Origin of the sequence: Dehalobacter sp. DCA (assembly GCF_000305775.1) — a bacterium.
GTDB lineage: Bacteria > Bacillota > Desulfitobacteriia > Desulfitobacteriales > Syntrophobotulaceae > Dehalobacter > Dehalobacter alkaniphilus.
In genome coordinates, this window is sequence record NC_018866.1 from 922,064 (window position 1) to 943,575 (window position 21,512).

The following is a 21,512-nucleotide window of genomic DNA, read 5'->3' on the forward strand; positions in this document are numbered from 1 at the left end:
CTCCAGCCCTACCCTAATTTCTATATTTATTCAGGATACTATCAAGCTTATCCGGGTTAACCTGCTTATACACGACATCGTCAATCATCATGGCTGGAGCCAGTCCGCAGGCGCCGATACAACGGGCTACCTCAAAAGTGAAGAGCCTGTCTTTCGTTGTTCCGCCAACTTCTATGTCCAGGATCTGTTCCAGACGGTCGATAATTTTCTTGCCGCCCCTGACGTAGCAAGCCGTACCAAGGCAAACACGGATAATGTGCTTTCCTCTGGGCTGGGTCGAAAAGAAAGAGTAAAAAGTAACAACGCCCGATACCTCCGACAAAGGCTTGTTCAAGCTTTCTGCAATAAATCTCTGGATTTCCAGAGGCAAATATCCATAAATATTCTGAGCCATATGAAGAACTTGAATCAGGCTTCCTTCTCTATTCTTGTATTTTTCTATTACTTCAGCAATCATGTCCAATTTTTGTTGGTCAGTTTCTTCGCTACAGCAACATTGACAATTCTCAACTTTGTTGCTCATTGTTTACCTCCTTAGGTAACTTTTTGTGTTCAGATTCACAACCAGTGTCCAAAAAAAAGAATCCCTCCCTACATTTTAAAGAAAACTTGGTTGACGTCGAGCCTTTGGCGGTCTAGATATATCAAAAAGTACGTATAACTTTTAATATATCCATACAAATTTGTTCCAAGTACTAACGATCACAAGCTAAAGAATAAAAAATATCGCCCCCTATATAGAAACTTATCTATGGTATTAACACACTGTGCTAACCCTCCAATGGAATCGTTCAGGTCTCATCCTTCACGCACGGATCATCAAACGGGTAAAAAGAAATATCTCAAAGCCTTTCCGGTACATTAAAAAGTATGCAGCGATAACACAAATATTTAAAAACAACCGTCAATATTTATTTTAGAATCTTAAATGTTCATCAGAATAAATATAAAATATCTCTTGAAAAATTATAGCACCCGCCAGATTTGACCGCAATACAAAGATGTTACGGAGAATTCTATAAGCATTCGTACCAGAACTTGAAAACATCTATATATTATTCCCTATTTGGTCTGCGTGCCACAAATCCAGCGTCAAGCGGAGCATGGAGTGCGAAGCGCGGCCTTTTGCATCATGGATGCTATTCCACAATATGGCCGTTTCCATAAACAATATATTTGATCGTCGTCAGTTCCGGCAAAGCCATCGGACCGCGGGCATGCAGCTTTTGCGTGCTGATGCCGATCTCGGCGCCAAAGCCGAATCTTCCGCCATCGGTAAAACGCGTTGAAGTGTTGACATAAACCGCGGCTGCATCGATTTCATTTAAAAAACGCTGGGAGGCCGTGTAATTTTCGGTAATGATCGTCTCAGAATGCTTCGTGCTATACGTATAAATATGATCCAGCGCTTCGTCAATACTGTTGACGACCTTAACGCTGATGATCAAATCAAGGTACTCCGTCGACCAATCTTCTTCCGTTGCCGGAACAGCATAATCCAAAATCTTTCTGACTCTTTCACAGCCGCGGATCTCAACACCGTACGCTTTAAATTTCCTTCCAATCATCGGCAGGTACTCTTCCGCCACCGCCTCATGAACGAGCAAGGTTTCCAGCGCATTGCAGACGCCGGGTTTCTGAGTTTTGGCGTTAAAGACTACCGATACTGCCTTTTCATAATCAGCATCGAGATCAACATAAGCATGACAGACCCCTGTACCCGTCTCAATCACCGGAACGGTGGAATTTTCAACCACTGTCTGGATCAGTCCTGCCCCGCCCCGCGGAATGATCACATCGATATATTTATTCATGCGCATCAGCTGCAGGGCATACTCTCTATCCGTCTTCGGTATAAGCTGAATCGCACCTTCCGGAATCCCACTTTGTTCAGCGGCTTCAGCGATCACCCTGGCCAGTACTTTATTGCTTTCAATCGCTTCTGAGCCTCCGCGTAAGATGCAGGCATTGCCGGATTTTAAACACAGCGCCGCTGCGTCCACCGTCACATTCGGCCGGGCTTCATAAATCATCGCCACGACACCGAGCGGAACCATCGTCTTCTGAATAACCAGACCGTTCGGCCTTTTCCACAGTTCTCCGCCGCCGACAGGGTCGGGCAGTCCGACCACTTCCTTGATCGCATTGCTGATATCTGAAATCCCGGCGCTGCTAAGACGAAGACGGTTGATCAAGCTTTTTTTAAGTCCTTTGTTCTCTGCTGCCGCAACATCCAGCACATTGGCTTCCAGAATTGCATCCTCGTTGTCAAGAAGCGCCTGGGCCATTGCGAGTAAGGCTTTATTCTTTGTTTCCGTGCCGGTGAAAGCCAGTTTGCGTGCCGCATTTTTGGCCCGCTGGCCAATCATGATAAGGTCTTTAGCAAAATCCATGATTTAACAACCTCCCGTCAATCTCTCGAATAATTAATCATTACTCGATTGCTAAACATATTTTTATGATCTTCTCGTAAATTTGATAATATCTTTTTCTGTCATAACAAAGAACTATCGAATATTCCTGATCAGTATTCCTGCGTAATCGTCAAGTTATCCCTGTGAACCAGTTCCTCAGCTTTAATACCCGGAATCAGCCTGCGTATTTCCTCAGAATGACGTCCTTTGACTTTCTCCGTCTCTTCACTGCTGAATTCCACAATCCCGCGGGCAATTTCTTCTCCGCGGTTATTCACAATTTTAATCAGGTCTTTGCGCTCCCAAAATCCTTCGATCCCGGTTACTCCGGAAGCGAGCAGGCTCTTGCCGTCATGAAGCAGGGCTTTCTCGGCACCAGCGTCAATAATAACCGTCCCCATCGATAACGCTGCATAAGCCATCCAGCGTTTTTTTCCATTAAGCTTATGCTTCAACGGCGGGAAATAGGTCCCTAATGGATAGCTTCCTTCGGCAATGTCTTTGATTTGGGCAATTCTTGCCGCATTCATCAGAAATGTCGGCGTGCCGAACCGGGTTGCCATTTCAGCAGCCTTTAATTTGGTGACCATACCGCCGGTTCCAATCTCGGAACCTGTGCTATCGGCCAAACCTTTAACCTCCGCCACGTTTTCTACTTTCGTAATCAAAACGGCGTCAGGATGATGCACAGGGTTCGCTGTAAACAAACCGTCCACGTCCGTCAGCAGGACCAATAGATCAGCGTTGACCATTCCCGCCACCAGCGCGGATAACCTATCGTTATCCCCGAAACATAATTCTTCGAAGACCACGGTATCATTTTCATTGATGATCGGAACAACTCCGAAGTTCAGCAGTTTTTCCAAGGTATTCTTGGCATTCCGGTAATGTTCAGCTTCAACCAAGTCGATCCGGGAAAGAAGGACCTGGGCACAGCTCATACTATATTTCTCAAAATAGTACGAATACCTTTCAATCAATATTCCCTGCCCAACAGCCGCTGTGGCCTGCTTGCCGACAATATCCTTCGGACGTTCCTTCAGCTTCATCTTGGCCATCCCGGCAGCAACAGCGCCAGAGGTAACCAGAATGCAGTCTGTTCCCTGCTTTCTCAGCTCAGCAATGACCCAGGCTAGTTGATCGATGACCGTTTCATTAATGCCGCCTTCCGCGAGGCTTAAGCTATTGCTGCCTATTTTTAAAACTGCCCTTTTCAGGGTATTCATTCAAACATACTCTCCTTCCATCTCTTCAGCCCGTTTAGCACAGGCCTCCATAGCCTGACCGACGATATCCGCCAGCCCGGCTTGCCGGAAGCTCTCCAGTGCCGCGTAGGTCGTTCCGTTCGGCGATGTAACAGCTTCTCTTAATTCCAGCGAAGTTTTGCCGCTCTCCGCAAGCATTTTCCCTGCGCCAACCATGGTCTCCGCGGCCAGAAATTCAGCTTCGTCTCTCGTCAGGCCAAGCTTTTCACCGGCCAGCGCCATCAGTTCCGTAAAGAAATAGAAATAGGCCGGGCCACTGCCGCTGACGGCAGTCAGCGCATTCATTTTACTGTCGTCAATCCACAGGAATTTTCCCAAAACAGCAAAGATCGTTTCAGCCATTTTTACCTGTCCGTCCGTGACACAGCGTCCTCTGGCCAACCCGGATACAGCCTGCAGAACCGCACTGGACGTGTTGGGCATGACCCTGATCACGGCAATGCCCGGAAGCGCCTGTTCGTAAACAGACAATCCTATTCCTGCTACTACCGTAATCATAAGCTTTCCTGTAAGATTGAACTGAGCGAGCTGGTCAAGAAGACCTTTGATATCTTTAGGCTTTACCGCCAGAAATATAACATCTGATCCCTGAATGGTTTCGGCAAAAGAAGCGCTTGTAACGGCATATGCTTTGGCCAGCGCTGCTGCTTTTTCCTGAAATACATCATAGGCCATGATCCTGAAATCTGTGTCCTGCTGAGATAACCCCTTAATCACGGACGAAGCCAGATTGCCTGTTCCAATAAATCCGATCGTTTGCATATTTACACGCCCCATTCTATCCTAAATTTCTTATTTTAATATTTTACCCATTTTTTCCTGTAAGTTTTTCCCTTGATATCTTCCAAATCATTTTGATTCATTAAAGAATACTTTCTGCAGAAAAAAATAAATACTTCTCTGTCCATCTAAGGACGAAAGAAGTATATCTTCCGCGGTACCACCTTAATTGCGAATACGCCGCTTCAAGCTCAGATAACGGTGAGATAGCCGTAGGATTATTCATTCTCACTTCACAACTGGGTTTCTGTTAACTATCAAGAGAACTTCCAGCTTTGTACACACGTGTACGCAGTTCCCCTCTCTGTATGACCCGTTAACATACTGGGTTGGTCATCAGCTTTAATTTTCCAATTCCTATTTATTCTAGCACAAAAAATACCCGGAAACAACTTGAATATTCAATGACAAATGTCCCAAAAAAACCGGCTGAATATTTGAAGGTCAGATAAACTTCAGAACTGATATTCGGATAAAACAAGCTGATTTAGAATAAACCAGCTACCCCGGCTGCCAGTACGAACGCGGCAAATATCATTCTGTAGATCGCAAAAATCCGCATCGGTTTTCTTTGTAAATACGAAATGAATTTCTGGATGACAATCACTGCAACCAGGAAGGATACAATGAAGCCGACAGCCAAAGACAAAATTTCCTGCGAAGTAAGTATAGCCAGACCGCCAATTTTAACAACCTTCAGCAGGCTCATCCCAATCATCACCGGAATCGCCAGGAAGAACGAAAATTCCGTGGCGGCCACAGTCGGCAGCCCGGCTACCCATCCGCCAATAATCGTCGATGCCGAACGGGACATTCCTGGAATAACGGCCAAACATTGAAATAAACCAATCATGACCGCCTGTCTTGGAGAAACATTCAAGTCCCGTCCGACCGGGGCATTCTTTCTAAGCCTATTCTCGGCGTAGATCATCAAGATTGCACCGAGGAAAAGCGTTATTGCCACAGGAATCGGGGAAAACAGGTATTTTTCCGCGGTATCGTCAAACAGAATCCCGATTGTAGCGCCCGGAATGCACGCCAGCACAATCATCAGCCAGAATTTCAGTCCGGATTCCTGGTAGCCGACTTTGGACGGGAAGAAATCCACCAGCGTCTGTTTGATCTTCTTCCAATAGAGTACAATGACCGCCAAAATCGCTCCAAGCTGAATGACATAGGTATACATTTCCACATAATGCGGATTGGTACCCTGAAAGTTGATTAAATTTTGAAAAATAATCAAATGGCCTGTCGATGAGACCGGCAGGAACTCCGTGATCCCTTCCACGATGCCTAAAATAATGGATTGAAGAATAAATTGAATTGTTGCCATACGGTCTCCTTATCTGTCATTTTGATCGATGTATTCCCTTTTTTCTTACCTGGTCTATTTTGGCACTTGTACAGGCTGTCTGTCAACCTTAGGTTATAAAACTCCTTTAACTCACCTTTTACAGCTTCTGAAAGATCATACCATCTAATTCCCTGTATTGCTCCTTCTAAAGCATATAACCTATTGATACATGCAGCGTCATCAATTTCTTCTATTCTCAGCCAAGCTTGCTTACTACCAGCTTCAAGCAATTGTTTAATTGTTCTTATGCCAACTTCATTTAATGTATCCTCTACCTATCAATTTGTGCAAATTAATCTGAACCATTTCCTACTATAATCATAAATAGTGGTATATGGAAACAGCCGGAACACAATCAAAGGTGTTCCAGCTGTTATTTCGTTACGGTCCGGAAATGCATATCCGATGGTGAAGCAGGCCAAAGCGACTCCCGGATAAAGGTGTTGGCATTTTACCACCTTTCATGAGTGGCGTACGTTTCAACCGTCGTCATATTCGTCTTGATAACAGGCGGCCACTCTTTAAGCCTTTCGACCATATTTTCTGCAAGCCGGCTCGCGTCTTTATTGCATTTTTCCTTTACCGCCGGATCAAGTCTGGCCAGTTGGCCGAGCGCTGTCAGCAGTTCGTAGAATGTATCGGCGATAGTTTTGCAGCAAGCGGCGCATTTTTCTTCATACTTTGTGGTAAAGGTTGAGGGGACTGCAGTTTTTGGCCCACTTTTTGGTTTGTCGGTTTTTTTGACGGTTATATATTCTATTTTGATATCCTGAGGATTATTTGGTATGGGGGTGACTTGAGCCTGCACTTTCTCCGGAGCAGTTTGGTTCCGTTCTTTGAGAGTCTGACCAAGCTCCCGGGAAGTCATATCTTTAACATCATGCTGCAGGATAAATTTCTCCCGCTCATCTTCCGGAATCCCCAGAAGAAGGAGGGCCTGATAGTAGGTCAAATTCGTCAGCGCTGACGAATTTGAGTTCCCCCCGTCATCGACGGAAACGAACAGTTTATCTCCATATTCTTCAAAGAGCTGCATTAGTCTGTTGGCTGTGCGCTGGGAATAGCTCACCGATTCGATCAACCATTTTCCCCATTCTCCATGCGGAAGCAGGGCCTTGGCCTCCTTCAGGCGCTTGCCAACCTCAATGGCATTGGTAAGCATGATTTTACATGTCTGTTGTTTGATCCTATTAATCTCAGCCGCGATAACAAGCGGCGTACGTTCAGTGATTGGTTCATTCATTTTGATTCCCGCCTTTTTGGTAGCTTTAATTACAGCATACGTAGACGGGCTTCGGATGGTGAAGGCTTGAGTATAAACGCTAGCGAATGAATTTACATACCGAATAAATACCGAATAAATTTACCTTGTCAAATTATATATTCTATGATATCATTAGATTTTATGAAAGGTGGTGTGCATTTGAGCAAGAAACAAATTAATATAATTGAAGAAATTCTCGCTTCAGTTGGGCTTGAATCTTTAAAAGCTTCTGAGTCAAAGAATGTCCTCAAAAAAATCTCCTAAAAAGGGGCGTGATGAAAAATGATGCTAATTTCATATAGCCAAACCTTAAGTGAGTAAAAACGAGTTCCTGATTAAAAATTAGGAGCTCGTTTTTTATTATGTTACTCTGAAAGGAAAAAGGAAGGTTAGTTTGAGATAATTAAGGTACATATGTCTTTGGGAATTTGCTCACCTTATAAGGAAATCCACAAAAAATGCCGATTTATCCATTGTTATTGGCCTCTAAGCAATTTCTTATTTGTAATTGACTTATGAATTTATCAGTATTTTTGACATCATCAATCTTTTATTCGTCGATTGCCTCGATTCCGAGCCGTTTAAGCTTGTCAAGGTGATATCGCATGTTTTTGAGCTCCTCCGGAGAGTGCCCCTTCCAGTCTAAAACCTCGCCCATTACTCGTAGTGGGCGTTGGGTTCGGTAGGATCTCGTTGGATTCCCTGGAAACTTCTTGTCTGTCAGATTAGGATCATCCTCGATGGGACCTGTGGGCTCTACACGATAGATTCGACCGGGTCCGTCGCCCACTGCCAGTTCCGCTCCCCACGTTGCCGCATCCAATGTCGCAGTCAGATAGACGTAGTTGGCCTTCTTTCTCTCGCCATAATTAGAGCTATAGCCAGGTTCCAGCATGTCTCTCGCCTTCAGGTCGGCTTTGGTGCCGTGGTAGAAAGGTCCGTGATCCATTGTTTTAGACGGTGTCCGTTCGTTCTGTATATTCATTTCCTATCCTTACCTCCCCGTGGTAAACAGGTTGTTTCCATTACCTACTCCTCGAATATCATTTTTTAATTTGATCACGATTTATTCCGTTTTTATATGGCATAATTTTTCTCCTTATAACACCAAGCTTCTACTTAATTATACATATTTGTTCATTATCTCCTGTGTTTTTACACAATCTGAGGATGGCGCGTCTTTGCATGATATTTCGTAGAACGTCTCGCGAAGTTCCGCAGCGTCTTAATACATTCATCTATTCTAAGTTGCGGAACTTCGCTGTTAGACGATGGACCATGCCCCCAAATTCAGAGACGACCAGGACGGGAGTCCCTTAAACGTCCCATCTAACTATATTTGATGTACTCAATAAGAATAATGCGAAGAACTCTATATCAACTCTTTGTTCAATTGGATTTTGGTCCCTTGTTTTAGTGATTTGGCAAGTCGAAATCCAAGGTCATCTATTCGAAATGTTGGATGACCCCGACGACGATTTGTTGCTAAACAACCTCTTTCAGGGTCAAACCAACCGCCACCACGAAAAATTCGATAAGGACCATATACTTTCTCATCATAGATATCCCAACACCATTCCCAGACATTTCCTAACATATCATACAATCCCCATGCATTCGGCTCTTTTGTCCCTACTTCATGTGTTCTACCTTCAGAATTTTCTTTATACCATGCAATCTTATTAACTGAAGTTTCGCACCCATAAAACAGCCGAAAATTCGGCTTAGAATAAGACGAAAAAACGATAAAAATCCGCATGAACACTAGGTTTTTGGTATAATAAGATGCTACTCCAAATCAACCAAAAATGAGGTGTTATCATGCGGAAACCTGTCAAAGAAATTGAAAACGTACTCCAAAATCACGGCTATTCGATTAACAATATTATATGTGAAGTTATGAAGACGTTCAAGCTTAAAACGCTTTGCCGCAAAGTTGGTTTTCTGAAACAGGATGGTTACAGTTCCGCGGAAATCCTCTCACTAATGTTGATGTTGCCCCTAATGTTACTGAAAAGTGTCCACGCGTTATATAAAAGCGATTTCCAAAAGGTTACTACTATGAAGAAAGATTCCATATATCGACTGAAGAACAATGAAAAAATGCCTTGGAGAGCATTGCTGATCGGTATATCCAAACAGTTTCAACGATTGGTTAATCCTACGAACGAAGTGGATGAAAAGTCCGCTTTCATTCTAGATGATACAACTCTTGCTAAGACAGGTCGAAGAATTGAACAAATGACCCAGGTGTTTGACCATGTTGCAGGGAAGAAAGGTAGCAAATTAGGCTTTAAAAATTTAACCCTTGGTTTCTTCGATGGTAAAAGCCTCACGCCTATAGACTTCACTTTACAAGTGGAAAAGCCCTTAAAAAAGGCAAGGCACCGTAAAGAACGGTTCAAAAAGCAACGAGACCCCAAATCTGCTGGGGCTAAACGGATCAGAGAATGCCATGTTAGCAAAATTTCGAACGGTCTGGATATGATAAAACGGGCGGTAAAACAGGGGTTTAAGGCTAAATATGTCCTGGTTGACAGCTGGTTCAGCAGTTACGAGTTCATTCAAACGATTCGAGGATTAGACAAAAAATCGATGCATTTGGTCTGTGGTGTTCGGCAAGATACGAGGAAGTATCGCTACAAAGAGACTTCCCTTAATGCCAGCCAATTAAAATCGGTCCTCAAAAGTGAGGGAAACGAAAAACGCTGTAGGAAACGGAATATCCGTTATTTCGAAGTCCTTGTTGATTATGAAGGAATCGGACAAATCAAACTGTATTTTTGCCGGTTTCCCTATCAAAAGAAATTTAGACTGTTCCTCTCGACGGATATATCTCTTAGTTTATTGAGTATGTTGGAGATTTACAGTATCCGTTGGACCATCGAAGTCTTTTTTAAGGAAGCCAAGCAGCATTTGAAGCTCGGGACTTGTCAATCGAGGGATTTCGATGCGCAGATTGCCCATATCACGACCTGCTATCTCCTCTATACACTCCTAGCCTATTTTCGACGAGTAAACGCCTACGAATCCTTAGAAGGATTATTTGCGGAAATCAAGGACGAACTCATAGAGAAGAATGTAGCGGAGCGGCTCTGGGAATTATTTGATGATTTGCTGCAAGTGGTGATCACCAGCATCGCCAAGTCTGGTTTAGTGGACATTTTGGAATTTAGGAATTCCAGTGAATATGAACATTTGAAAGAACTATTTGAGAATTCTTTTCTTAGTAATCAGCTTATAGCCCTTAAAAATGCCAGTTAATCGGTAATAATCAGAAGGAACCACTGGCATTAGGATACCTTTAAATTAGAGATACAAGGGTTTTGAGGGGTGCGAAACTTCAGTTATTAATATCTCCGTATCTAACTTCTTTTTTTCCACCTTGACATGCATATTGCCATTCTGCTTCGGTCGGGAGTCGATAGCCGTCTTCTTCTTTATTACATGTGACTATATTTCCTTCACTGCTTATTGAGTAGTATTCTGACAATCCTTCATTTTGAGATAGCAGATTGCAAAACTCTATCGCTTCACTCCAAGAAATATTCTCGACAGGGTTTCGATCTCCTTTGAAAGCAAAAGGAGATTTTTGGGTAATAGCAAAATATACATCTTGCGTTACCGGATATTTTGATAAGAGAAAGGGCTGTATTTCAACCTTCCATGTATGTTTTATTCTATCGTCTCTCAATTCTATTTCTCCATATGGAATTCTTACCATTTCATCATTAAAAAGGTTCTTTAGTCCTCTATTCATTCTATCTCCCTCTAAGCCATATTCTGTTTGTTTCGCTATATCCAACAAATATGTATAATCCGATCATTAATTCGTTCTTTTCCAATCCGCGCATGGATGCGCGGCGTCCCGCATGGTCTTTCGTCGTCACGGTAGAGATGCCGGTCGCCCGACACCCCCCGCACAGATCCCGGCGTGCGGAACTACCGCACCGGGCTCTTCAAGAGTATTCGCTTCCGTAATAAAGCTTAAAACCCAAAGCTAAGCTGCTTCTGGTTTGTTTCGACTATCCTTGGGGTTAGTACTCCATACCTTTTTAATACCCTATTAAACTCGCTCCAATCAAAGCTTTTCCTTTGACTCCTTCTATTCAGCCATTTGTACAGGGTTTTCATTGCCTGTTCGTAGAATTCTCTCAGCCTTCCAGAGTTTCCTATCAGCCCATAGTAGTTGTAATAGCCCCTTAATTTGCTGTTTAGCTCCGGGAACAATCGTCTTAGTCTTTTGTTCCGGTTCTCTCTGCACCATTCTTTGAAGTTTGCCAGGGACTTCCTTAACCTTTTCCTGGCTGTTCTCCTGGTGATTATTGTTTTCCCCCGGCGAGATACTCCCCATCGAAATTCGAACCCCAAGTATTCAAAGCTGCTGCTTTGTTTTCTCAACCATCGATTGAATTGGATGATTTGGGTCTTATCCACTGCCAGTTCCAGTCCGAATTTCTCTAACCGTTTAGGTAGCGACCTGTAGAATTTGTCGGCATCTCCTTTATATTGGAACGCACATACAAAATCATCGCAGTACCTGCATAGATACGCTTCTCCTTCGCAGTTTGGTTTTACTATCTTCTCAAACCATAGGTCAAGTACATAGTGCAGATAAGTATTCGCTAGTATTGGACTAATGATTCCGCCTTGCGGACTTCCTGTTATTGGATGTTCCACTTCTCCATCCTGCTTTAAGATTCCTGCTTTGAGCCACTTTTTGATGAGTCCCAGAAATGCCTTGTCATCTATTCGTTGCTCTAGCATTCTTATTAGCCAAGCGTGGTCTATGTTTTGAAAGAATCCTTTGATGTCTGCTTCTACGATGTAGCTGTAGTCGCCATAGTTGAGTTCTTTGCTTAAGTCTTTGATTGCTGTGTGAGCACTGATTTTTGGCCGGTATCCATAACTACTTGCAAGGAAATCCTGCTCATAGATGGCTTCCAATATCTTTGCCGCTGCGCTCTGCACGAGCTTATCCGCTATGGCTGGTATTCCCAGCGGTCTTGTTTTTCCTTCCCCTTTCGGTATGTCTACCCTTCGTAACAACTTTGCCCGATATCTTTTCTTTTCCAGATGCTCTGCCAGGTTTTCTATGTTTTGCTTAAGCTCTTCTGCAAATTCCTTGGCTGTTACTTTGTCCACTCCGGCAGCTGCCTTTTTGTTGTTCGTTTTCCAGGCTTCTGTGAGTGAGCTGTAGTTGAGCATCCGGTATAAGTTGCGAAATCGATAGCTTTTAAGTCTTTTTGCTTTCTGTGCTATTCCTTGCAGGGAAGTTCGCATCAATTTCTCCGATCCTGCTTGTCCGGTTGATGTTTCCTTTGCAAGCTGCATACTCTCGTTAACCCCTTCCCCATGTAGCCGGCTTTCCCGACCTCAGAGTAGTATGGGTTAATCCGACTCCCTGTCTGTCATCAACCTTCCTCTTTTTCGATTGGTAAGTCCTACCGGCTTTCGCCGGAACAAACAGGGTCTCCCAAGTTCCTGATCCTTCTCTCCATACATGCCATGTTCTCTGACCCCGGCAGACCCTCGGGAATCTTGCCTTTTCGATCCCTCTGTGTTGGCTTCCGTGACGTTAAACACGTCGCCATCTGCATTTATCACGTTTACGAGGCTGAATTTGCTTCAGGAGTTACGGTTCCCCCTATGGCCTATATAGTTCTCTGTGTACGCTTCGCCTTACTGTTGCCAGTTTCGGCGCAACACTCGATATGGGTGGTTGGCTAGACCTTACCCAGCAAGGACTTTCACCTTGCAAGAAGTACCAAGCTTTGCTTGGCGCACTAACGTTTCGCGTGTTTACGACGCGCCCCAACCACATTCATATTGGCAAAGTGTCGTAAACACGCTGTTATGTAAAGTTGGACGGCCCGAAATTCAGAGCCGACCACGGATGGGAGGCCCATAAACATTTACTATTCCCCCAAATCTATTGCTTTCCGAACAAACTCTCCAGGCAATGAAGTTCTCTTACAAATATCCTCTACCGTCATTCCAGATTGAAAGTATCGAATTGCTACAGATTCCATTGATTCCCCTACTTCGATAATGTGATAATCCGTATCATAAAACCGCATTACCCTTTGCCCCCATGGCTGCTCTCTTACCTCATGGATAAATTCTACTCCTACTTCTTTCATTTCATCAAATACTCTGCCAATTTCTTCTGTTTCAAAATATAATTCAAAGTTATTAGATTTATTCTGGATATTATTTTGCCCTATCCCTAGTAGTTTTTCATAATGTTCTTCCAGATGAATAGCAAAACCCCCATCAAACTCTATGTTTTCGCCAAAATCATATTTTACTTTTTGGCCTAACTTCTCATAAAAATACCTTGATCTTTGTACATCTTTCACGACAATCAGAGAACAAACGTATTTCATTTCCTTACTCCAAATCCTTTCTTTCAAAACGCGCGACACGATGTCGCGCACCCCGTCCAATTTTATATAACGTCTCGAGAATTTACGTAGCGTCTTTCCACATGCATCATTTGCAAAGTTACGTAAATTCTCTGTTCTACGACGTATCGTGCCTCCAGACTCAGCAGCGCCACGGATGGCGATGCCTTAAACAATTACAGCAATTTCCGCTGCGTCAACGAATATATAAAACATCACAATAATTTTTGCAAATATTGAAGTGCAATCTCATCATATTCTTCTTCTTTTTCAAATCTTGATGGGCTGTTTGCTACCCTTTCCAACTCATCTCTTAATAAAAGTAACTGTCTTTCATTTAACAAAGGCATCATATGATAATAAACTGAGTATTCCCTCAACCCATCTGGTCTCTGTATTAAATCTTTTAGGTAAGGTATTATTAAATCATCAAACTTAACCAAAACTTTAACTAATTCTCTAGCAACTGGCCAGTTAATATCCTCAACCCATTCAAAAATTTGAGATAAAACTGGTTCAATACTCTCAATATCAGCATTCTTTATTCGCTCGACAGATTCTATATCGAACTTATCTCTTGGTATTAAATAATCCTTATTCACTTAACCGCTCCTCATTGATTTGCTTGATTTGAAAATAATTACCCAGTCTTCACCGCGCCATGGATGGCGCGTTTTTGCACGATATGTCGTAGAACGTGCCCGGTATTACCGTAGTGTCCTAATAACATGCATCTTTGCAAAGTTACGGTAATACCGTGTTATCGGATGGATGAGGCCCCCCGAAGCCAGAGTGCGACAGGACGTCGCACCCTTAAAAATGCCTATAGGCAAAAATGGTTTCTGCTCTATAAACCTCTTTTTTATGAAACTATAATAAGAAGACCTATTCTATCCTCTCATAGGGATAAATATTCTTAAAGTTCCTGTGTAAATAAGAGCCAATTGAAGGTGCATTTAACAAGCCTTCAAATTCATGCATAGGTACTCCTTTATAGCTATAAAGTGTCCCATTGAGAAAACGAACATAAGTAATTTCATTTTCCTTATCATAACCTACACTTTCTATATTAGAAGAACTTACAGGAACCATTTCAACATCTATCATTTTGCTTCCCCCTATAATTTTTGATTTCTCCAAAGAGATATCAATTCTTTATAATCATCTATTTTTGGTTCTTTTTCTTCCATCCATTTCTCTGAAACTTTCGGGTCTGAACTTTTATGAGCATTGGGAAGTTTGTAAAACTGAATCCTCGAGGGAATTCTAACTCCTTCACCCGAAATTATTCCTTCACCAGTTCTTAAACTTGGCAACAAATCAATCATTGTTTGAAGTTCATCTTGAATTGCTGCACGAATATGTCCTCTATCTTTTGAATTATTCATGCGTAAAGCTATAATTGTACCACATTGACTTAATACCGTTTCATCTAATTCCGAAGGCCTTTGTGTTACTAAGCCTAATCCAACGCCGTATTTTCTACCTTCTTTAGCAATAGTTTGTACTGTCTTAGATGATATTGATTTTTCTCCGGCTTGAAGATAATTATGAGCTTCTTCTAATACAATAAGTAACGGTTGTTCTTTTCCTCCTATTTTAAGATTCTGTCCCCAAAATAAAGCATCATAAATTATTTTCAATAATGTCCCCGAAATTGATGTCATTATTTCGCTGGGAATCCCCGATAGGTCTAAAATTGTAATAGGTTCTTCACTGCCAAGCCAATTAAACAATAAATCACTCAAATCTTTATTGACTTCACCCTTTAAGTTGGGCGTATAATCACCTGGTTGAAACAAGAAATTATATGTCGAATCTTTCAATTTCAATCTTACACTATCAAGAAAACTTAAAATTCCCTTTGCTTGATTATTTAAGAAAGGCGCACCCCCTCCAGCACTTGCAGGTTGATACTCATTAGACATTAAATTTTCCGCATTACCTTCAATTTTTTTTGCTGTCTTCTTTTCAGGATTTGCTCTTTCTTGAAAAGTTTGTCTCTCAAAATCATCTAATTCAAACCACAATTGTTTAATACTAAATGGTATTGGAGAATCTGCAGTAACAAGTTCCTTTTCTATCTCGATTGCATTCTTTTCAACGGAATCTAATTTTGATTCAACAATTTTTGTTCTTATATAATCACGATTTTGATCAGTCAGATTTCCAGAAAAGATGCTCATTAATTCATTGAAAGGTAAAGCCCAAAAAGGAATATACAGCTCCTTTTCACTATCAGCTCTAATTTTATAGACATTACTTTTGCCTTTTAAAACGCTATTATATTCACCATGAGGGTCAATAACAAGAATTCTACAACTCTTATAATCCTTATTGGCAATTGCATTTAAAATTACTCCAACTGAGTTTGATTTTCCACTACCTGTCGAGCCAAGAACCGCGAAGTGGCGAGCGATCAGTTTATCAAGATCAAGTTTTGCGTTTAGGCTCTCAGAGATACTAATATTACCAATATTAATTGAGTTTTTCTCATCATAGCCACCATAAATAACATCTAAATCTTTAATGGTTACTAAATGAACTGCGTCGCCCGTCGTAGGGGATTGAGAGACCCCTCGTGCAAATTTGTTACCGATTTGTTCTCCAACTAAAACCATATTAAGCCATTGTCTATTATCCATTTGCGTATAATCTTCGATAATAGCTTCCTTAATCCGATCTGGAATAGCTGCAGCACCAATTTGCGTTACTATCCCATAAAGATTTGCATAACCAAGAGGAACTTTCAGGAATGATCCTATCTGCCCAATACGGTATACAATCCCCTCTATAACAGGCATATTTGATTTCATATTGTCAGAGAGTTGAACTGTAATCACATTTCCACTAACACTGACAATTTCTCCAATTTCTGTTTGTATATCATTCATTCATGTTGTCCCCCATATGGCTTATTTTGTAAGATCATGGATTGGAGAAAAGTCACAAATTTCGCAAAATCAGATAGTATCACTTCTCCTTCTCCCGTCCAATTTTGACCTCCTTTTTTGACTTCTTCTTTCGGATCATCAACATTTAACGGGCCATCTTCATCGAAATATAGATTAACATTAATTGTATCTTCTTTATCTGGTTCTCTCTTTAATCTCCATTTTCCATACTGACAACCAATTACGGCATTACGACAACCTAAGACAGAGATTTTACCGTTTGCTTTACCTAGTTTTGCTAGATTTGAATCTTCTAATAATGTATAACCGTTTCTTTTTCCATCTTTCCAAAGAATATCATAGTATAAAACATATACGTGGGCAGCTGTATTAGATTTTAATGCTGTTAAAATTCTTTCGTTAATATGTAAGTCTCCAAATGAATATCCACAAATAATAAGGATCGTATCCGGTTGTTTAAGAAAATTTGTCAACCTATCCATCAATGCTATATAAGGTTGCTTTTTAGAATCAGCATATTTTAGCGTAGATGGATAAATCAAAATATCTTGACAATCAGAATCCCTTCTCCAAACCTTTTCAATATTTTTGTCAATATCACTATCTAAATGCCAGCCTAAAGAGCCATGTAATTTCCAAAGTTTTGTTTGCTTGGGTAAATAGGATAAATCATCAACTGATTCAGGAAAGAAAAAGGGCTTATAACTCCCTGAAAACCCATCAAAATATGGAATATTTTTCTCTTCCATACCTAATTCTAAAAAATAGTCGTAATTTGTTGTAAAAATTTCTACAGCACACTTCCTATCAGCACGACCAATCCACTCTGCAAAATCAACATGTATTAGGTTGCTTAGTTCTTTTTTCTCTAGTATTTTCTCATGAACACAAACAATTTCTCTAATTTGATTCTTTGTTTCAACTATTAAAGAATCAAAGTCACCCAATTTGAGACCATTTAAAATTCCATTTCCAATAATATGTTTTTTCTCTTCTATGTTAGAAAGAAATGTTTCAATGTTAAATTCTTTTTCACCTATTTCTTGTTTTATTTCGGATATAGCAGATTTGTATTTTTCCGTTTTGCTTAGCTCTGTTTCAATCATTTTAGTCATCTTCCCAATAGCAGGAACAACTAAAGATGTTTCATTTTTCTTTGCTAAGGAAGTTCCTGCTCCAAACAAAAATGCAATTTTCTTCTTGTCTGATATTAACAGTTGTTGTAACCCTCTGATATACTCTGATGGATCATGCGTTATTTCATTCATTTTCATTTCCTTTTCCTCCTCAACTGTCGTTTTTCAACACACTCTATTCACTGCCAGCCAACAACACTAAATGTTAATAACCGCCGCAGGACGCTGCGGCCTTGCCTCATCTTTCCGATAACGGCTTGCGAACTCCCGAAGTCTGCATATTACATTCATATTCTCTCAGATTTTGGGAGTTCGCTGTTAGGCGATGGACCATGCCCCCAAGTTCAGAGACGACCATGGACGGGAGTCCCTTAAACGTTCCCTCGCACTATATTGATGTAATAAATAAGAATAATACGACTCAACTAAACCATTTTACTATTTCATTTCTTCTCTATCACCTTTTACATTCCAGGCAAAATAAATAAGTGCCAAAGCGACCACTCCAACTGAATACTCAAGTATTGAATATGCAAGGGGTGCAACCTCAGGTTGCATAAGGTGTAGTTGGTCAGCGAAAATCTGGAGGATGTTGAGGACTGCTGCAACGATGGCAAATTTTACTCCAAGTTTTGGACGTTTGAAAATCAATGGAATGGTTGCTATTTCGGTGACTAAAATAAGAATAAAAAATACTAGCCAAAACATTGAGACATCACCTTGTGGTCTAGTTTCAAAGCCAATCGGAGGTGGAAACTCTAATACGGTAAGAATCAAAATTATTATAACAGATATAAGAACTCCTCTTTTTGCCCATTGAATGCTTATTTTTCGATTTATCTTAGACATTTAAATACCCTCCATCCATAAATTTAACCTTAAAATTAAATTAATTATTCTATAAAATATTTAATTCTCTTTTATGCACCTACGATTTGTATAAAATTAAAAAATGATTAAATCCATTTATTTCTTAAATCAGTTTTTACGATATTATCACATTATCTAACGAGTGTTCATTAATGAAAAATCCATCTACAGTCTTTCCAAATCCGCGCATGGATGCGCGGCCTTCCGCATGGTCTGTCGCCTAACGTCCTGCGAATTTGCGAAGTCTGGTTATTACATTCATATCCTCTCAGATTTTGCAAATTCGCTGTTCTGCGACGTATCGTGGTAGAGTGAAAGGCTGAGTTATCAGCCCCTCCTCATCAAACCGTACGTGAGGTTTTCCCTCATACGGCTTTCCGATGTTCGTCATTTATGAGCTTTCGGTTATGCAAGTTTTAAAAGATTATGCTGTTTTAACATCGCACCCACTTGACGCCATACGCTTGTGCGGCGTCTTTTTGTTTTCTTGGTATAGTAACGGCAGAATCGCTCAAGAACGTACCAATCCAGTTTCGCCATTTTATCATGGCTGTATGGCGTGGCATAATAATTCTTCCATCCACGGATTTTGGGGTTGAGATATTCTACATGGTCTTCGACTGAGAGCATTCGTGCTGACGGTGGAGCCAGTCTTTGTTTAATCTCATCCCGTATATGTTGTTCTGCCTTCTTACTCAGCCATTGCTGAGTCGTGTAATATACCTGCGCTTTTGATGTTTCTGCTTTGGTTTTCCGATGGTGCATCCCTAAAAAGTCAAAGCCTTCTTCCCCGGTCCACATCCCAACAAGTCTTGTTTTCGTGGGATGTAAGGTTAAATCCAGTCTTTTCATGATGGCCTGCACGATAACCATTGCTTTGTCTGCGTCCTTTTTGGTTTTGCAGATAATCACAAAGTCATCAGCGTACCTTGTTAGTTCTCCACTCTCTTTACCATGCTTTTCCCATAATAGGTCAAGTACGTTTAAGTAGATATTGGATAATAGCGGCGAAATGACTCCACCTTGCGGGGTTCCGATGTCTGTTCGGGTAATTACCCCTTCTTCCATAACGCCTGCCTTAAACCATTTCCTTATGAGTTTCAATACTTTCTTATCGCTGATCCGCATCTCGACTAGCTTCATCAGTTTTTCCTGGTTAATGTTGTCAAAGTAAGACTGGATATCAACGTCGCATACCCAGTTACCTTTACGGTTACAGGCTTTTCTCACTCGGTCTAGGGCTTGTTTGGCACTGCGTTTTGGCCTAAAGCCGTAGGATGATTCGTGGAAATCTGCTTCAAAGATTGGCTCGATTACCAGTTTGACCGCCATCTGAATGACTCTGTCTCGGATGACTGGGATTCCTAAGGGTCTCATTTTTCCGTCTTTCTTGGGAATATACTGTCTGCGTACCGGCATAGGTCGATAGTTGTTTTCTTTTAGGCTGCGCTGGCATGTTAGGAGAAATTTCTCTACTCCCATTTCTTCGATGTCACTTAATGTCTGCTTGTCGATGCCGGCTGCTCCTTTGTTGGCTCTTACTTTACGCCATGCTTCTTCCAGTACATCCCACCGGTAAACCTTGTCATACAGTGCGTGAAATCTTCTTTTCTTGCTCTCCTTGGCTGCATAACCTAGCTTTTCTTGGAGTTCTTGAACTTTTTCTTTGGGTGTAGTTAGCCTTACGGCATTCACTATTCTTACCTCCTCGAATTGCTTGAACAAAGCAGAGGCCCTTCCCTCCAGCAGGTTGTGTTGTCCTGCTGTTCCTGGGTACTATGGCCTCCTCCGACTCCCTTCCTGCAAATTACCATTTCACCTTTTGGCTTATAGGTTCTCTCTTTACAAGTTCCCTTGTGCAGAGTAGGGTCTCCCCAGTTCACTGCATTATCTTTGTTACCATACCGCTCTCTCTACGCCGAGAGGTTCTTCGATGCTGCTCCAAGTTCTTTGCATCTTCCATGGCCTTCGTCCATGAGGGCGAGACTCGGCTCCTCTTTTTCCCCTTGCGAGGCCTGATTGACGACGCGGCAAGATTCACTTGATGTTACGGTCTGGTGACTTGCTCGCCCTTTCATTGAAAGGTACTTCTGTCGATGCGCCTCTACGCACAGATTTCTCTCTACGCAGGCATCCTAGCTACGGGGCGCCTTGGCACTTACCCCGACTGGACTTCCACCAGTTAGATAATGCGTGCTTAGCTGGGCACGCCCCTCAGACTCAGGCAGCGCCACGGACGGCGCTGCCTTGAATTCACCCGTAATGCCTCTAATGCGCAAAATTAGAATGATGCACATTAATATTTAAAAATTACACTAATCAACATCTTTTTCAATAACAATATATGCCTGTCCTGTGTTTATGCTTTCGCCTAAAGCACATGCAGATATATGCTTAACTTTCCAGCCTTCTTCTAAATACCTGTTTACGATATCCAAACCGTCATCTTCTTTTGCACCTATCATTTTTCCATTACTTCTAACCCATATAACCTTTATCAAACTCTCCTTTTATATATTTATTAAGAATGTGTAATTGCACATAATCCTACTACTGCAAAGAAATACTACAAATTCCTTTCGTCCGCGCCAAGGATGGCGCGGCCTTTGCACGATATGTCGTAGAACGTTTTTTTCCGAACTAGTTTCGTATTATATCTATATTTGGTGGTATTTCCGAACATGGTTCGGGAATATTTCCTTTAAGTGTAATCAATCATCAAAAAGTCGACTATCATTACGGACATTATATAAATAAATATCACTGATCTTAGACCCATTTCTTAACGTTAATTCCACATTATCCCTTAATTTCCTTTATATTTATTCTCTTTACCTTCTAAATATTGAAAAGAACAAATAACAAATAATCACAGCTTTTCAAATCATCGGACCGGGCGGCAAAGGCAATCCCCCCAAAAGTCTGAAAATTTAGTCCACTTGCTATAGTATTATTGCCTCTCAACCTCAACTAGAGGTCTATTTGAGTATTTGCCCTGTGAAGCCCAGAATATTTTTGGAAGGACAGTAGCCGAAAAGAAAAGTAAAGGCCTTATAAGGCTAATAAAGCTTAACTAAATCTTACTTTTCGCAAAGTGAAGCAATTGG

At 41.5% G+C, this 21,512-nt stretch carries 21 protein-coding genes and 1 pseudogene; 1 reads left to right on the plus strand and 21 read right to left on the minus strand.

Annotated elements, in window-relative coordinates; genetic code table 11:
- Nucleotides 1–13: 13 nt before the first annotated feature.
- From nuoE to DHBDCA_RS04345, 9 genes and pseudogenes are all read right to left on the minus strand, one after another.
- A complete protein-coding gene (gene nuoE / locus DHBDCA_RS04305; protein WP_015042943.1) occupies nucleotides 14–523 on the minus strand; it encodes an NADH-quinone oxidoreductase subunit NuoE in 510 nt (169 codons plus the stop codon).
- Between the two features lie 616 nt (nucleotides 524–1,139).
- Nucleotides 1,140–2,393, minus strand: coding sequence for a glutamate-5-semialdehyde dehydrogenase (locus tag DHBDCA_RS04310; protein WP_015042944.1), 1,254 nt, complete (start codon nucleotides 2,391–2,393; stop codon nucleotides 1,140–1,142).
- A gap of 131 nt (nucleotides 2,394–2,524) precedes the next feature.
- Nucleotides 2,525–3,640 carry a glutamate 5-kinase gene (proB, locus tag DHBDCA_RS04315; RefSeq protein WP_015042945.1) on the minus strand — a complete coding sequence of 372 codons (1,116 nt, stop codon included), beginning with the start codon at nucleotides 3,638–3,640 and terminating at the stop codon, nucleotides 2,525–2,527.
- Nucleotides 3,641–4,441 (minus strand): pyrroline-5-carboxylate reductase, encoded by an 801-nt coding sequence (gene proC, locus DHBDCA_RS04320; protein WP_015042946.1) that lies wholly within the window; start codon nucleotides 4,439–4,441, stop codon nucleotides 3,641–3,643.
- 505 nt (nucleotides 4,442–4,946) lie between these two features.
- A complete protein-coding gene (locus tag DHBDCA_RS04325) occupies nucleotides 4,947–5,792 on the minus strand; it encodes an undecaprenyl-diphosphate phosphatase (protein ID WP_015042948.1) in 846 nt (281 codons plus the stop codon).
- A 92-nt stretch (nucleotides 5,793–5,884) separates the two neighbouring features.
- Nucleotides 5,885–6,088, minus strand: a pseudogene (locus DHBDCA_RS15680) (TfoX/Sxy family protein); the annotation flags it as partial.
- 176 nt (nucleotides 6,089–6,264) lie between these two features.
- Complete coding sequence (locus tag DHBDCA_RS04335; RefSeq protein ID WP_015042950.1) at nucleotides 6,265–7,056, minus strand: DUF3102 domain-containing protein; 792 nt, start codon at nucleotides 7,054–7,056, stop codon at nucleotides 6,265–6,267.
- A 571-nt stretch (nucleotides 7,057–7,627) separates the two neighbouring features.
- Nucleotides 7,628–8,062 carry an NAD(+)--rifampin ADP-ribosyltransferase gene (gene arr / locus DHBDCA_RS04340; RefSeq protein ID WP_015042952.1) on the minus strand — a complete coding sequence of 145 codons (435 nt, stop codon included), beginning with the start codon at nucleotides 8,060–8,062 and terminating at the stop codon, nucleotides 7,628–7,630.
- A 387-nt stretch (nucleotides 8,063–8,449) separates the two neighbouring features.
- Nucleotides 8,450–8,836 (minus strand): formylglycine-generating enzyme family protein, encoded by a 387-nt coding sequence (locus DHBDCA_RS04345; RefSeq protein WP_081580501.1) that lies wholly within the window; start codon nucleotides 8,834–8,836, stop codon nucleotides 8,450–8,452.
- Between the two features lie 62 nt (nucleotides 8,837–8,898).
- On the opposite strand from DHBDCA_RS04345, the gene DHBDCA_RS04350 reads away from it, so the two are divergent.
- Nucleotides 8,899–10,341, plus strand: coding sequence for an IS4 family transposase (locus DHBDCA_RS04350; RefSeq protein ID WP_015042633.1), 1,443 nt, complete (start codon nucleotides 8,899–8,901; stop codon nucleotides 10,339–10,341).
- A gap of 79 nt (nucleotides 10,342–10,420) precedes the next feature.
- Here the strand turns inward: DHBDCA_RS04350 and DHBDCA_RS04355 are convergent, their stop codons facing one another.
- The 12 genes from DHBDCA_RS04355 to DHBDCA_RS04400 all read right to left on the minus strand — a co-directional run bounded on the left by DHBDCA_RS04355 (nucleotide 10,421) and on the right by DHBDCA_RS04400 (nucleotide 20,906).
- The gene (locus tag DHBDCA_RS04355) at nucleotides 10,421–10,837 is read right to left on the minus strand and encodes a formylglycine-generating enzyme family protein (protein WP_015042954.1); all 417 of its coding nucleotides are present in this window, start codon (nucleotides 10,835–10,837) and stop codon (nucleotides 10,421–10,423) included.
- Nucleotides 10,838–11,064: 227 nt separating this feature from the next.
- Nucleotides 11,065–12,411 (minus strand): group II intron reverse transcriptase/maturase, encoded by a 1,347-nt coding sequence (ltrA, locus tag DHBDCA_RS04360; RefSeq protein ID WP_015042955.1) that lies wholly within the window; start codon nucleotides 12,409–12,411, stop codon nucleotides 11,065–11,067.
- Nucleotides 12,412–12,468: 57 nt separating this feature from the next.
- Nucleotides 12,469–12,663, minus strand: coding sequence for a hypothetical protein (locus DHBDCA_RS14830; RefSeq protein WP_081580502.1), 195 nt, complete (start codon nucleotides 12,661–12,663; stop codon nucleotides 12,469–12,471).
- A gap of 332 nt (nucleotides 12,664–12,995) precedes the next feature.
- Nucleotides 12,996–13,466, minus strand: coding sequence for a VOC family protein (locus DHBDCA_RS04365; protein WP_015042956.1), 471 nt, complete (start codon nucleotides 13,464–13,466; stop codon nucleotides 12,996–12,998).
- 233 nt (nucleotides 13,467–13,699) lie between these two features.
- Entirely contained in the window at nucleotides 13,700–14,086 is a 387-nt protein-coding gene (locus DHBDCA_RS04370; RefSeq protein WP_034378510.1) for a DUF5071 domain-containing protein, read from the minus strand.
- 283 nt (nucleotides 14,087–14,369) lie between these two features.
- Nucleotides 14,370–14,591, minus strand: a complete 222-nt coding sequence (locus tag DHBDCA_RS04375) for a KTSC domain-containing protein (RefSeq protein WP_015042958.1) — start codon at nucleotides 14,589–14,591, stop codon at nucleotides 14,370–14,372.
- Nucleotides 14,592–14,602: 11 nt separating this feature from the next.
- Nucleotides 14,603–16,378 carry an ATP-binding protein gene (locus DHBDCA_RS04380; RefSeq protein WP_015042959.1) on the minus strand — a complete coding sequence of 592 codons (1,776 nt, stop codon included), beginning with the start codon at nucleotides 16,376–16,378 and terminating at the stop codon, nucleotides 14,603–14,605.
- Complete coding sequence (locus DHBDCA_RS04385) at nucleotides 16,375–17,673, minus strand: SIR2 family protein (protein WP_015042960.1); 1,299 nt, start codon at nucleotides 17,671–17,673, stop codon at nucleotides 16,375–16,377. The genes DHBDCA_RS04380 and DHBDCA_RS04385 overlap by 4 nt, the downstream gene beginning before the upstream one ends.
- Nucleotides 17,674–17,973: 300 nt before the next feature.
- Nucleotides 17,974–18,384 (minus strand): hypothetical protein, encoded by a 411-nt coding sequence (locus tag DHBDCA_RS04390; protein WP_041225763.1) that lies wholly within the window; start codon nucleotides 18,382–18,384, stop codon nucleotides 17,974–17,976.
- A gap of 426 nt (nucleotides 18,385–18,810) precedes the next feature.
- Complete coding sequence (gene ltrA, locus DHBDCA_RS04395) at nucleotides 18,811–20,100, minus strand: group II intron reverse transcriptase/maturase (protein WP_015042961.1); 1,290 nt, start codon at nucleotides 20,098–20,100, stop codon at nucleotides 18,811–18,813.
- 218 nt (nucleotides 20,101–20,318) lie between these two features.
- A complete protein-coding gene (locus DHBDCA_RS15575; protein WP_015045134.1) occupies nucleotides 20,319–20,483 on the minus strand; it encodes a hypothetical protein in 165 nt (54 codons plus the stop codon).
- 237 nt (nucleotides 20,484–20,720) lie between these two features.
- Complete coding sequence (locus DHBDCA_RS04400; protein ID WP_041225764.1) at nucleotides 20,721–20,906, minus strand: hypothetical protein; 186 nt, start codon at nucleotides 20,904–20,906, stop codon at nucleotides 20,721–20,723.
- Nucleotides 20,907–21,512: the final 606 nt, after the last annotated feature.